Source organism: Micromonospora globispora (assembly GCF_003857015.1).
GTDB classification, from domain to species: Bacteria; Actinomycetota; Actinomycetes; order Mycobacteriales; family Micromonosporaceae; genus Micromonospora; species Micromonospora globispora.
The window spans coordinates 1-11937 of sequence record NZ_QGGF01000772.1; the positions used below are offsets into that span (position 1 = coordinate 1).

The window sequence follows — 11937 nt, forward strand, 5'->3', positions numbered from 1 at the left end:
CCCCCGCCTCGGCACCCTCACCGACCGGGAACGGGAGGTGGTGGGGCTGGTCGGCGAGGGGCTGAGCAACGTCGAGATCGCCGACCGACTGGTGGTCAGCCCGGCCACCGCCCGCACCCACGTCAGCCGGGCCATGGTCAAGCTGGGCGCCCGGGACCGGGCGCAACTGGTCGTCTTCGCGTACCAGTCGGGGCTGGTGCCGTCGTGACCGTCTGGCTCAACGGCGCCTTCGGCGCGAACGCCCGCGGCTCGCGGACCCCTCACGTCAGGACGGGGCGATCAGTCGGATCTCGCAGCGGGTGCCGCTCGCCTTGGCGAGTCGACCATCACCGGTCACGAGTGGACAGGCGAGCAACTCCGCCGCTGCGACGTAGGCCGCGTCATACGCCGTGACGTTTCCGCGCAGCTGCCACATCCGGTCGAGCAGCATTGCGGTGCCAACTTCGTCGATGACCAGCGAAGGCAACGTTTCGATCGCCTCGCGCGCCCGGACGAGCCCGAGCTTTCTGCCGAGGACCTTGCCCCTGATCACCGAGACGACCTCGACCAGGAGATGACCTGGCGCGGCCCAGTGCGGATCGCCGCTCAGCTCGGCCCGCGCCGCCTCGCCAACCGCGCCGTCATCAACCAGCGCGTCGGCAAGGACGGAAGCGTCCACCACGATCAAGCCGCGTCTCCGTACGGTCCGCGCCGTTCCCGCTGCTCGGTCAACTCCGCTGCGGTTTCTCCGGGCAGGGAGTCCGTGCCGTCCGTCCGGCCGGCGAACCGGTCGAGGGTCGCCGTGTTGCGGAGTCGTCGGGCCTGCGTCTCCACCAGCTCGAGCAGATACGCCTGAAGTGACTGGCCGCGCGCCTTGGCCTGGGCGGCCAAGGCGTCTCGTACTTCTTCTGGCACGTCTCGGATCTGAAGCGCAACCATGCATTCATTGTGCATGCGGCTCCTGCTCTTCGCGATGAACCTTCGGACTCCGGTCGGCGGCTTTTCTCCCCGGGGGGCCGCGGCTTGGCGACAGGTATCAAGTCGGAGACGTGCGGCCGCGCGACGGGTCGGCCGGCGGGAAGCAGTAGCGAGGCGGGACCGTTACCCTTGCGGGTGGCCGGCCTTGTGCGCGCCGGTTGACTTGTGCCCGCCGAAACACTGACAAACGGGATGTTCGCGTGTTTGACACCTTGAGTGACCGCCTGTCCGGGATCTTCACCAAGCTCCGCGGCAAGGGTCGGCTCACCGACGCCGACATCGACGCCACCGCGCGCGAGATCCGCATGGCGTTGCTGGAGGCGGACGTCGCCCTGCCCGTGGTCAAGGGCTTCATCGCCAACCTCAAGGAGCGGGCCCGCGGCGCGGAGGTCTCCGAGGCGCTCAACCCGGCCCAGCAGATCGTCAAGATCGTCAACGAGGAGCTGATCAACGTCCTCGGTGGCGAGGGGCGGCGGCTCCAGTTCGCCAAGCACCCGCCGACGGTGATCATGCTCGCCGGCCTCCAGGGTTCCGGTAAGACGACCCTCGCCGGCAAGCTGGCCCGCTGGCTCAAGGCCCAGGGCCACCAGCCGCTGCTGGTCGCCGCCGACCTCCAGCGCCCCAACGCCGTCGGCCAGCTCCAGGTCCTCGGTGGCCGGGCCGGCGTCGAGGTGTACGCCCCGGAGCCCGGCAACGGCGTCGGCGACCCGGTCCAGGTGGCGCGCGCCTCGATCGAGCACGCCAAGCGGGCCGCCCGGGACATCGTCATCGTCGACACCGCCGGCCGCCTCGGTATCGACGCCGAGATGATGCAGCAGGCCGCGGACATCCGGGACGTGGTCAACCCGGACGAGGTCATCTTCGTCGTCGACGCGATGGTCGGTCAGGACGCGGTCCGCACCGCCGAGGCGTTCCGCGACGGCGTCGGCATCACCGGTGTCGTGCTGTCGAAGCTCGACGGCGACGCCCGCGGTGGCGCGGCGCTGTCGGTCCGGGAGATCACCGGGCAGCCGATCCTCTTCGCCTCCACCGGCGAGAAGCTGGAGGACTTCGACGTCTTCCACCCCGACCGGATGGCCAGCCGGATCCTCGGCATGGGCGACGTCCTCACTCTGATCGAGCAGGCCGAGCAGGCCTTCGACGCCGATCAGAAGGAGAAGATGACCGCCAAGCTGATGGGCGGCGAGCAGTTCACCCTGGAGGACTTCCTCGACCAGCTCATCGCGGTCCGGCGGATGGGCCCGATCGCCAACGTGCTGGCCATGATGCCCGGCATGGGGCAGATGAAGGACCAGCTCGCCGAGCTGGACGACAAGCACTTCGACCGGGTCACCGCGATCATCCGGTCGATGACCCCGATCGAGCGCACCAACCCGAAGATCATCAACGGTTCCCGGCGGGCCCGGATCGCCAACGGTTCCGGGGTCACCGTGATGGACGTCAATCAGCTGCTCAACCGCTTCGCCGACGCGCAGAAGATGATGAAGCAGATGGGCGGCATGATGGGCCTGCCCGGTGCCGGTCGGCGCAAGGCGACCAAGTCGCCGAAGAACAAGCGCAAGGGCACCAAGGGTGGCGGTCGGCCGCGTACCGGCGCCGGGATGCCGGGCGGCTTCCCGGGCGGCATGCCGCAGCTCCCGCCGGGCCTGGACCCGGGTGACCTGGCCGGTGGCCAGGGCCTCCCGCCGGGCTTCAAGCTCCCGAAGATCGACTTCAACAAGCTCGGCAAGGGCGACAACAGCCCCCGCTGACCCCGCGCCGACGACGAGCGGCCCCGCCACCGATCCTGGTGGCGGGGCCGCCGTCGTCTCCGGGAGCCGCCGGGTGGGACGGGCTGCTCGCACGCCACGGGGAGTGATCGGGTAGGACTGTCACATGGCTCTGCATGTGCGCGGTGTGCTCCTGCCCGACGACGAGGTCCGGGACCTGTGGTTGGTCGGCGACCGGGTCACCTTCGAGCCGGTGCCGGGTGCCGAGACGATCATCGACGGCGGCTTCGTGCTGCCCGGGCTGACCGACGCGCACTGCCACATCGGCATCGCCCGCGGCGGCGCCCCGATCGCCTCCCTCGACCAGGCACGCGAGCTGGCCCACGTCGACCGGGACGCCGGGGTGCTGGCCATCCGGGACGCCGGCTCGCCTTACCCGTACCCGGAACTCGACGACGAGCCGGACCTGCCGCGACTGGCCCGCGCCGGGCGGCACGTCGCGCCGCCCAAGCGCTACCTGCGCGACATCGGGGTGGAGGTCGGACCGGCCGAGGTGGCGGCGACCGTCGCCGAGCAGGCCGCCGCCGGCAACGGCTGGGTCAAGCTGGTCGGGGACTGGATCGACCGCGGCGTCGGGGACCTCGCGCCGGCCTGGGACGCCGACACCATGACGGCCGCCGTCCAGGCCGCGCACGCCGCCGGGGTACGCGCCGCCGTGCACACCTTTTCCGAATCGGCCGTGGAGATCATGGTGCGCGCCGGGGTGGACTCGGTCGAGCACGGCACCGGCCTCAGCCTGGACCTGATCGACCTGATGGCCCGACAGGGCACCGCGCTGGTCCCCACGATGATCAACATCCAGACCTTCGGCGGCATCGCCGAGCAGGCGCGCGCCAGGTTCCCCGGGTATGCCGACCACATGCTCGCGCTGCGCGACCGCTTCCCCGAGGTGGTCCGCGCCGCGTACGAGGCGGGGGTGCCGATCTACGTGGGCACCGACGCCGGTGGCGGCATCGACCACGGCCTGGCCGCCGAGGAGATGCTCCTGCTGCACGAGCGGGCCGGCATGTCGACGGTCGACGTCCTCGCCGCCGCCTCCTGGGGCGCCAGGGAGTGGCTCGGCTTCCCCGGCCTGGTCGAGGGGGGCCTCGCCGACCTCGTCGTCTACCCCGAGGATCCGCGCCACGACCTGCGGGTGGTGCGCACCCCGTCGCGCATCGTCCTGCGCGGCCGCGTCATCCGCTGACCGGCGTCGCTCAGGTGATCGGGCCGGAGGCGCTGACGAAGAGGTGCAGGGCGAGGTCGGCGAGGGCTTCGGCCGTCTCGTCGACCGGTGCCTGGGGCAGCACGATGTGACTGACCACCAGGCGCACGATGGTGTCGGCGGCGAATGCCAGAGCGGGCCCGTCGGCGTCCGGCAGGTGCCGCTCCGCCCACTCCAGCAGCGCGCTCGACGACTCGGTCAGCACCAGCTCCGCCCGGGTGGTCAGGTACGGCAGCAACTCGTCCGAGCCGCCACGGGCGCTGGTCAGGATCGCCTTGATCAGCGGGTTGTCCGCCGCCGAGGCGAGGGTGTGCCGGATCGCCGCGTACGCGCCGGCCCGCACGTCGGCGCCGTGCGCGTCGAGCACCGCCCGCACCTCGCCGACGAACCGGTCGACCTCGCGGTGGGCGAGCGCCTCGGCCAGCCCGGCCTTGCTGCCGAACTCGTTGTAGACGGTCTGCCGGCTCACCCCCGCCGCGCTCGCCACGCCACCCATCCGTACGCCGTCCCAGCCGGACGCGACGGTCTGCGCGCGGGCCGCGTCGACGATGGTGTCCCGCAGCCGCTGCCGGGTCGAATCCCTCAGCTCACCCATGGTGGTCAAAGTCTACGGTCGCCCGGCACGACACGAGGCGCGCCGACGCCCGGGCGCAGTCGTCACGCGCGGGCCGCATAGGATGTGCGGTCATGGCACGCGTGCTCACTCCCCGTGCGGAGGACTTTCCCCGCTGGTACCAGGACCTGATCGCCAAGGCGAAGCTGGCCGACAACGGCCCGGTCCGGGGGACCATGGTCATCCGACCGGCCGGCTACGCCATCTGGGAGCGGATGCAGGCCGAGATGGACGCCCGGATCAAGGCGGCCGGCGCGGAGAACGCGTACTTCCCGCTCTTCATCCCGGAGAGCTACCTCAAGCGCGAGGCACAGCACGTCGAGGGCTTCTCGCCGGAGCTCGCGGTGGTCACCCACGGTGGCGGCAAGCAGCTCGCCGAGCCGGTGGTGGTGCGCCCCACCAGCGAGACGGTGATCGGCGAGTTCATGGCCAAGTGGATCGACTCGTACCGGGACCTGCCGCTGCTGCTCAACCAGTGGGCCAACGTGGTCCGCTGGGAGCTGCGCCCGCGGATCTTCCTGCGCACCAGCGAGTTCCTCTGGCAGGAGGGGCACACCGCCCACGCCACCCGCTCCGATGCCCGCGCCTACGCCCGGCGGATCCTGCACGAGGCGTACGAGGACCTGATGGTCAACGTGCTCGGCATCCCGGTGGTGGTCGGCCTGAAGACCGCCCGGGAGCGCTTCGCCGGGGCGACCGCCACCTACACCTGCGAAGGCATGATGGGCGACGGCAAGGCGCTCCAGATGGGCACCAGCCACGAGCTCGGGCAGAACTTCGCCAAGGCGTTCGACATCACCTACTCCTCCGCCGAGGGCGGCCGGGAGCACGTGTGGACCACCTCCTGGGGCACCTCGACCCGGATGCTCGGCGGGTTGATCATGTGTCACGGTGACGACAACGGCCTGCGGGTGCCGCCGAAGCTGGCCCCGGTCCAGGCGTACGTGATGGTGGTCAAGGACGGCGAGGGCGTCGGCGAAGCGGCGACCAAGCTCCGCGACGCGCTGCGCGACGCCGGCGTCCGGGTCGCGCTCGACGACCGCACCGACACCCCGTTCGGCCGCCGGGCCGTCGACGCCGAGCTTCGCGGCTATCCGGTACGCGTCGAGGTCGGCCCCCGCGACCTGGCCGCCGGCAACGCGGTCGTGGTCCGCCGTACGGACGGCTCGAAGGCCCCGACGCCGGTGGCCGACGTGGTCGGCGCGGTCCTCGCGGCGCTGGAGGCCGATCAGCAGGCGCTGCACGACCAGGCCCTCGCCCACCGGGAGTCCCGCACCATCGAGGTCGCTACCCTCGCCGAGGCGATCGAGGCGGCGGCCACCGGCTGGGCCCGGGTGCCGTGGTCGGCGGTCGGCGTGCAGGGCGAGGCCGAGGCGAACGGTCAGGGCGTCACCGTGCGCTGCCTGCTCCGCGCCGACGGCTCGGTGCCGGACTCCGAGGACGAGCCGGACCTGGTCGCCATCCTCGCCCGCGCCTACTGAGGTGCGCCCGGGCGGTCCGGTCGCCCGGTTCACGCCGGGACGGCTGATCATGCACCGGAACGTGCGGCACGGCCGGATCGGCTGGGTCCGGGCGGCCCGGGTGGTCCTCGACGACGAGCGGGGGCTGCTGCTCTGGATCCCCCGGGGCTCGCCGGTGGCGCATGAGGTCACCGAGGCGGGCCTCGGCATGCGGGCGATGCCGTTCGCCGAGTGGATCACGTCGTCCTACCGGCTGGCGCAGGGCCGGTGGAACGGGCCGCCGGTGCTGAAGTTCCTGCCCACGGGGGCGGCCCACTCGGTGTGGTGGTTCCGGGACGCCCAGGGTCGGTTCAGCAACTGGTACGTGAACCTGGAGGAGCCCGGGGTCCGCTGGGACGACGGCGCGGTGGCGGGGGTCGACATGGTGGACCAGGACCTGGACGTGGTGGTCCGCCCCGACCTGAGCTGGGAGTGGAAGGACGAGGAGGAGTTCGCCGAGCGCCTCGCCTTCCCGGAGCACTACTGGGTGCCCGACGAGAAGGCGGTACGGGCCGAGGGGGAGCGGGTGATCGCCCTCGCCGAGTCCGGTGCCTTCCCGTTCGACGGCACCTGGTGCGACTTCACCCCACCGGCCGACTGGGACGTACCGGACGAACTGCCACTCGGCTGGGACCGCCCGCCGGTTCGCTGAGCGTGGGCCGCGTCACTCGGCCACCGGCTCGGGTGATCTGTCCGGGTCCGGTGTGAGAGATCGGCGTCGGATCTGGCAGAATGGGTCGCTGGTATCCGGCGCGCGTCCGGCGCCCTCTAACCCGGGCACGTCGCCAGTCCACCGAGCAGTCTCCGGCCCAAACCCCACTGTGCCGGTCGGCGCTCACCCGCACACCGCCCGTACCGGGCAGGTGAGATCGCAACAGGAGCGAAACAACTGTGGCCGTAAAGATCCGGCTCCTGCGGATGGGCAAGATCCGCAACCCGCAGTACCGCATCGTCGTCGCCGACTCGCGCACCAAGCGTGACGGTCGCGCGATCGAGTTCGTCGGTGTGTACCAGCCGAAGGAGGACCCTTCGGTGATCGAGGTCAAGTCGGAGCGGGTCCAGTACTGGCTGTCCGTCGGCGCGCAGCCGAGCGAGGCGGTGCAGCGTCTGCTGGAGCTGACCGGTGACTGGCAGAAGTTCAAGGGCCTGCCGGCCCCGCCGCCGCTGAAGGTCGCCCCCGAGCGGGCCGACCGCCAGGCGGCGTACGAGGCCGAGGCGAAGGCCGCCGCCGGTCTGGCGGAGACCCCGGCCAAGCCGGCCAAGAAGGCCGCCAAGGCCGAGGCCCCCGCCAAGGCTGAGGCTCCCGCCAAGGCTGAGGCTCCCGCCAAGGCTGAGGCTCCCGCCGAGGCCGAGGCGCCGAAGGCCGAGGAGCAGACCGGTGTCGAGTCCGGCGAGCAGGCCTGACATGGCGCTGCGTCCCGCCCTGGAGCACCTGGTGAAGGGCATCGTCGACCACCCGGATGACGTCCGGGTGCGGATGGTCGATTCCCGTCGGGGCAATCGGCTCGAGGTCCGCGTGCACCCCGAGGACCTCGGCACGGTGATCGGGCGGTCCGGCCGGACCGCCAAGGCGCTGCGCCAGGTGATCGGCTCCGTCGGTGGGCGCGGGGTGCGCGTCGACATCGTCGACTCGTACTGATGCTTCTCATCGTCGGCAGGATCGGCAAGCCGCACGGTATCCGCGGTGAGGTCACCGTGGAGGTGCGGACCGATGAGCCGGAAGCACGTTTCGCCCCAGGCATGGTGCTTCGCACCACGCCTGGGGCGATGCCCCAGGCTGAGTCCGAAGCCCGCGTGCTGCGCACCGAGCCTGGGGCGGTCGCGCCTCCGGAGCCCGGTGGCTACCGGGTGCCGGAGGAGCTGACCGTCGAGTCCGCGCGCTGGCACCAGGGAGGACTGCTCGTCGTCTTCGACGGCGTGCTGGACCGGAACGTCGCCGAGGCGCTGCGCGGCACCCTGCTCGGGGTGGACAGCGCCGCCGTCGCGCCGCCGGAGGACCCGGAGGAGTTCCACGACCACCAGCTGGTCGGCCTGGCCGCGGTCAACCCGGCCGGGGAGCGGCTGGGCGAGGTGGACCGGATCGACCACGCGCCCGCGTCCGACCTGCTCGTGCTGCGCCGGCCCGACGGACGCACCGCGCTGATCCCGTTCGTCAAGGCGATCGTGCCCGAGGTGGATCTCGCCGGCGGTCGCGTCGTCGTCGACCCGCCTGGTGGCCTGCTCGACCTGTAGCTGGGGAGCACCCTTCATGCGCGTCGACATCGTGTCGATCTTCCCCGAGTACTTCGCCCCGCTGGACCTGTCGCTGATCGGCAAGGCCCGCGCGAACGGCACGCTGCGGCTGGCCGTACACGATCTGCGGGACTGGACCCACGACGTGCACCGCACGGTCGACGACACGCCCTACGGCGGCGGCCCGGGCATGGTCATGCGGCCGGAGCCGTGGGGCGAGGCGCTCGACGCCCTCGCCCCGGACGAGCTGAGCCCGGACGGCCACACGCTGCCCCGGCTGCTGGTCCCGTCACCGGCCGGCGTCCGGTTCACCCAGGCGATGGCGCACGAACTGGCCACCGAGTCGCACCTGCTCTTCGCCTGCGGCCGGTACGAGGGCATCGACCAGCGGGTGCTCGACCACGCCGCGACCCGGATGCGGGTGACCGAGGTCTCCCTCGGTGACTACGTGCTCTTCGGCGGCGAGGTGGCGGTGCTGGTGATCCTGGAGGCGGTCACCCGGCTGCTGCCCGGGGTGCTCGGCAACGCCGGCTCGCTGGCCGAGGAGTCGCACGCCCACGGGCTGCTCGAGGCGCCGATGTACACCAAGCCGGCGACCTGGCGCGGGCACGAGGTGCCGGAGGTGCTCCGCTCCGGCGACCACGGCAGGATCGCCCGCTGGCGGCGGGACGAGGGGCTGCTCCGCACCGCTGCGCGCCGCCCCGACATGATCGCCGCGCTGCCGCCGGAGAGCCTGGACAAGCGGGACCGGGCCGCGTTGGAACGGGGCGGATTTCAGTTGCCGCCAGAGGATGTGGCAAAGTAGAGGGGTTGCCGCATCCGTCCGCGCCCGCGGGCGGCTGCGAGGATCCTCGACCGGGGTCGGTTTCGCCGGCCACCACCCGGGGATCAGAATCACCCATCCGCGCATCGAGTGACGGTGCGCCGTGAGCCTCACGAGGACACAGCGATGAACATCCTGGACGCCCTTGACGCCCAGTCGAAGCGGGTCGACCTCCCCGACTTCCGTGCCGGTGACACCGTGAAGGTGCACGCGCGGGTCGTCGAGGGCAACCGGTCCCGTGTCCAGATCTTCCAGGGCGTCGTCATCCGCCGCCAGGGTGACGGTCTGCGCGAGACCTTCTCGGTCCGCAAGGTCAGCTTCGGTGTGGGTGTCGAGCGGACCTACCCGCTCAACGGCCCGGGCATCGACCGGATCGAGGTCGTGACCCGCGGTGACGTGCGCCGCGCCAAGCTCTACTACCTCCGCGAGCTGCGCGGCAAGAAGGCCAAGATCAAGGAGCTGCGCGAGAAGCAGCCGGCGAGCTGACTTTTCGCTCGCCACGCCGCCTGAACTGCGCGGATGTCGTATCGATCGGAGCCCATTACCCTGGTCGTACGGGCGCAGGAGGCGACGCCGCGACGTGCATCGCGGCACAGCCGTCCACTACCGCCCGTGGGGTCTCACGACGAGGCCCCCGGGCGGTAGTGTCGTTTCTGCGGACCGGAGAGTGGCATGGTGCAGATGCTTGACGAGGACAGCACCGTCGATCCCTGGCGCCGGCGATCCCGTCGCACCCGCCGACAGATGCCCCTCTGGCAGGAGTTGCCGCTGCTCCTGGTCGTCGCGTTCTGCCTCGCGGTGCTGATCCGCACCTTCCTGCTCCAGGCGTTCTTCATCCCCTCCGGGTCGATGGAGAACACTCTCCTCATCGGCGACCGGGTGTTGGTGAACAAGGTCGTCTACGACGTCCGAGATCCGGTCCGCGGCGAGGTGGTGGTCTTCCGGGGCACCGACAAGTGGGTCGCCCAGGAGGTGCAGGAGCCCGAGCCGGGGTTGCTCGGCAAGGTCGGGCGCACCCTCGGCGACCTGGTCGGGGTCAGCCGCCCCGGCGAGAAGGACTTCATCAAGCGGGTCATCGGTGTTCCCGGGGACCGGGTCCGGTGCTGCGACAACGGCCGGGTCGTGGTCAACGGCGTACCGCTCGACGAGAGCGCGTACGTGTCGGAGGACTCGCCCGACAAGCTCCCCCCGAACCCGAAGGAGTGCCGGTCCCGGCAGTTCACCGAGGTGGTCGTGCCACCCGGGCAGATCTTCGTGATGGGGGACCACCGATTGGTCTCCCAGGACGCCCGCTGCCAGGGGCCGGTGCCGATCGACAACGTGGTGGGCCGGGCGTTTATGATCGTCTGGCCGTCCGAGCGCTGGACCACCCTGCCCGTCCCGGACACCTTCGCCAACCTCTCCCCGGCGAACGCCGCGCCGGCCGCGCCCGCGCCGGTCGATCCGGACCCGGTGGGCGGCATCGTCCTGGTCCTGCCCCTCACGGCGGCGCTTTCCGTTCTCGCGCGTTCCGGACGACCCCCGCGCGTCCGGCAACGTAGGCTCCACCCGTGATTGACGAGCAGACCGAAAAGCCTCGCAGTTCCTTCTGGAAGGAGCTGCCCATCCTCCTGGGCGTGGCGATCCTGGTTGCGGTGCTGGTGCGTGCCTTCGTGCTGCAGACCTTCTTCATCCCCTCGCCGTCCATGGAGAACACTCTTCAGATCGACGATCGGGTGCTGGTCAACAAGCTGGTCTACGACTTCCGGTCGCCGCACCGCGGTGAGGTGATCGTCTTCAAGGCGCCCACCGAGTGGAGCGGCAACCCGGCGGGTGAGGACTTCATCAAGCGGGTGATCGGGGTCCCGGGCGACCACGTGATCTGCTGCGACCGTACCGGGCCGAAGGAACGGCTGATCATCAACGGCAAGCCGCTCGACGAGCCGTACATCTACTCGGCGAACGGCGAGCAGGACAAGCCGGCCGACCAGGACTTCGACATCACCGTGCCGCAGGGGCGGCTCTGGGTGATGGGTGACCACCGGTCGGCGTCCGGCGACTCGCTGGAGCACTGGCAGCAGTCCGGCCAGGACATCACCGAGGCCACCATCCCGGAGGACCGGGTGGTCGGGCGGGCCTTCACGATCTTCTGGCCGGTCGGCCGGGCGACCTGGCTCACCGTGCCGAAGCCGTTCGACGCGATCCCCAACCCCTGAGTCCGGAGGGCGTGGGCGTTCGTCGGACGCGTCTGGCAGGCTTGGGCGGTGACCGTCTGGACCCCTCGCCGCGCGGCCCGCGTACTGCTCGTGGACGCCGCCGACCGGGTGCTGCTCTTCGCCGGCACCGACCCGGCCCGACCGGGGCATGACTACTGGTTCACGCCGGGCGGCGGGCTCGACCCGGGGGAGAGCCCGGCCGAGGGGGCGGCCCGCGAGCTGGCCGAGGAGACCGGGCTGCGGCTCGCCCCGGTCAAGCTGGGCGCGCCGGTGTGGTCGGAGACGGTCGAGTTCCCGTTCGACGGGGTTTGGTACCGGCAGGAGCAGGAGTTCTTCCTGGTCCGAGTCCCGGCCTGGGAGGTGGACACCGCGGGCTTCAACGAGATCGAGCGGGCCAGCGTCGTCGGTCACCGGTGGTGGACGGTGGCGGAGCTGACCGCCACGACCGAGCGGTACTACCCGCCGGATCTGCCGACCCGGCTGGCCCGAGTGCTCGCCTGGGAGCGGTCGACTCGGGGAGGTGCGGCGTGCTGACGCCCCCGCGCACCGTGGTCCGCCGGGACGGCGGCCTCTACGCCCTCGAGCGGGCCCTGCAGCGGCGCGGCTTCCGGCACGTGGCCGGCGCGGACGAGGCGGGCCGGGGGG

Annotated in this window: 15 protein-coding genes and 2 pseudogenes; 14 read left to right on the top strand and 3 right to left on the bottom strand. The window is 71.5% G+C overall.

From position 1 onward, the window contains the following. Positions 1 to 208 (top strand): response regulator transcription factor (locus tag DKL51_RS33625; RefSeq protein ID WP_148097938.1); only part of this gene is annotated, 208 nt, incomplete at its 5' end. A gap of 57 nt (positions 209 to 265) precedes the next feature. On the opposite strand, the gene DKL51_RS33630 is transcribed toward DKL51_RS33625, so the two are convergent. Both DKL51_RS33630 and DKL51_RS33635 read right to left on the bottom strand, forming a co-directional pair. Then, a complete protein-coding gene (locus tag DKL51_RS33630) occupies positions 266 to 667 on the bottom strand; it encodes a type II toxin-antitoxin system VapC family toxin (protein ID WP_109944142.1) in 402 nt (133 codons plus the stop codon). Next, on the bottom strand, positions 664 to 918 hold the full coding sequence (locus DKL51_RS33635; protein ID WP_124813258.1) for a FitA-like ribbon-helix-helix domain-containing protein: 255 nt from the start codon (positions 916 to 918) through the stop codon (positions 664 to 666). The genes DKL51_RS33630 and DKL51_RS33635 overlap by 4 nt, the downstream gene beginning before the upstream one ends. 239 nt (positions 919 to 1157) lie before the next feature. Between DKL51_RS33635 and ffh the strand changes: the two genes are divergently transcribed. Further along, positions 1158 to 2708, top strand: coding sequence for a signal recognition particle protein (gene ffh, locus DKL51_RS33640; RefSeq protein WP_109966411.1), 1551 nt, complete (start codon positions 1158 to 1160; stop codon positions 2706 to 2708). Between the two features lie 124 nt (positions 2709 to 2832). Further along, entirely contained in the window at positions 2833 to 3912 is a 1080-nt protein-coding gene (locus tag DKL51_RS33645; protein ID WP_124813259.1) for an amidohydrolase family protein, read from the top strand. Between the two features lie 10 nt (positions 3913 to 3922). Here DKL51_RS33645 and DKL51_RS33650 read toward each other — a convergent pair whose 3' ends face one another. Next, on the bottom strand, positions 3923 to 4525 hold the full coding sequence (locus tag DKL51_RS33650; protein ID WP_109944146.1) for a TetR/AcrR family transcriptional regulator: 603 nt from the start codon (positions 4523 to 4525) through the stop codon (positions 3923 to 3925). Positions 4526 to 4617: 92 nt separating this feature from the next. Between DKL51_RS33650 and proS the strand changes: the two genes are divergently transcribed. From proS to DKL51_RS33705, 11 genes and pseudogenes are all read left to right on the top strand, one after another. Continuing rightward, positions 4618 to 6024: a proline--tRNA ligase gene (proS, locus tag DKL51_RS33655; RefSeq protein WP_109944147.1), complete on the top strand. Its 1407-nt coding sequence runs from the start codon at positions 4618 to 4620 to the stop codon at positions 6022 to 6024. Positions 6025 to 6073: 49 nt separating this feature from the next. Then, on the top strand, positions 6074 to 6694 hold the full coding sequence (locus tag DKL51_RS33660) for a ribonuclease FAU-1 family protein (protein ID WP_109944158.1): 621 nt from the start codon (positions 6074 to 6076) through the stop codon (positions 6692 to 6694). Between the two features lie 239 nt (positions 6695 to 6933). Beyond that, entirely contained in the window at positions 6934 to 7446 is a 513-nt protein-coding gene (rpsP, locus tag DKL51_RS33665) for a 30S ribosomal protein S16 (protein ID WP_124813261.1), read from the top strand. Then, a complete protein-coding gene (locus DKL51_RS33670; protein ID WP_185735009.1) occupies positions 7421 to 7681 on the top strand; it encodes an RNA-binding protein in 261 nt (86 codons plus the stop codon). The genes rpsP and DKL51_RS33670 overlap by 26 nt, the downstream gene beginning before the upstream one ends. Continuing rightward, positions 7681 to 8274, top strand: a complete 594-nt coding sequence (gene rimM / locus DKL51_RS33675) for a ribosome maturation factor RimM (RefSeq protein WP_109944150.1) — start codon at positions 7681 to 7683, stop codon at positions 8272 to 8274. Before DKL51_RS33670 ends, rimM begins: the two co-directional genes overlap by 1 nt. A 16-nt stretch (positions 8275 to 8290) precedes the next feature. Next, positions 8291 to 9079, top strand: coding sequence for a tRNA (guanosine(37)-N1)-methyltransferase TrmD (gene trmD / locus DKL51_RS33680; RefSeq protein WP_109944151.1), 789 nt, complete (start codon positions 8291 to 8293; stop codon positions 9077 to 9079). 144 nt (positions 9080 to 9223) lie between these two features. Further along, positions 9224 to 9583 carry a 50S ribosomal protein L19 gene (gene rplS, locus DKL51_RS33685; protein ID WP_109944152.1) on the top strand — a complete coding sequence of 120 codons (360 nt, stop codon included), beginning with the start codon at positions 9224 to 9226 and terminating at the stop codon, positions 9581 to 9583. Between the two features lie 186 nt (positions 9584 to 9769). Then, positions 9770 to 10638, top strand: a pseudogene (gene lepB, locus DKL51_RS33690) (signal peptidase I). Between the two features lie 9 nt (positions 10639 to 10647). After that, on the top strand, positions 10648 to 11292 hold the full coding sequence (gene lepB, locus DKL51_RS33695) for a signal peptidase I (RefSeq protein WP_109944154.1): 645 nt from the start codon (positions 10648 to 10650) through the stop codon (positions 11290 to 11292). Positions 11293 to 11340: 48 nt separating this feature from the next. Next, a complete protein-coding gene (locus tag DKL51_RS33700; RefSeq protein ID WP_124813263.1) occupies positions 11341 to 11826 on the top strand; it encodes an NUDIX hydrolase in 486 nt (161 codons plus the stop codon). Beyond that, positions 11820 to 11937: pseudogene (locus DKL51_RS33705) on the top strand (ribonuclease HII); the annotation flags it as partial. The gene DKL51_RS33700 and the pseudogene DKL51_RS33705, both read left to right, overlap by 7 nt.

What these genes read in the sequence shown, in the direction of transcription:
- DKL51_RS33635 (WP_124813258.1), bottom strand. Translation starts at nt 918, where the DNA reads ATGGTTGCGCTTCAGATCCGAGACGTGCCAGAAGAAGTACGAGACGCC.
- DKL51_RS33645 (WP_124813259.1), top strand. Translation starts at nt 2,833, where the DNA reads ATGGCTCTGCATGTGCGCGGTGTGCTCCTGCCCGACGACGAGGTCCGG.
- DKL51_RS33650 (WP_109944146.1), bottom strand. Translation starts at nt 4,525, where the DNA reads ATGGGTGAGCTGAGGGATTCGACCCGGCAGCGGCTGCGGGACACCATC.
- proS (WP_109944147.1), top strand. Translation starts at nt 4,618, where the DNA reads ATGGCACGCGTGCTCACTCCCCGTGCGGAGGACTTTCCCCGCTGGTAC.
- DKL51_RS33660 (WP_109944158.1), top strand. Translation starts at nt 6,074, where the DNA reads ATGCACCGGAACGTGCGGCACGGCCGGATCGGCTGGGTCCGGGCGGCC.
- rimM (WP_109944150.1), top strand. Translation starts at nt 7,681, where the DNA reads ATGCTTCTCATCGTCGGCAGGATCGGCAAGCCGCACGGTATCCGCGGT.
- trmD (WP_109944151.1), top strand. Translation starts at nt 8,291, where the DNA reads ATGCGCGTCGACATCGTGTCGATCTTCCCCGAGTACTTCGCCCCGCTG.
- rplS (WP_109944152.1), top strand. Translation starts at nt 9,224, where the DNA reads ATGAACATCCTGGACGCCCTTGACGCCCAGTCGAAGCGGGTCGACCTC.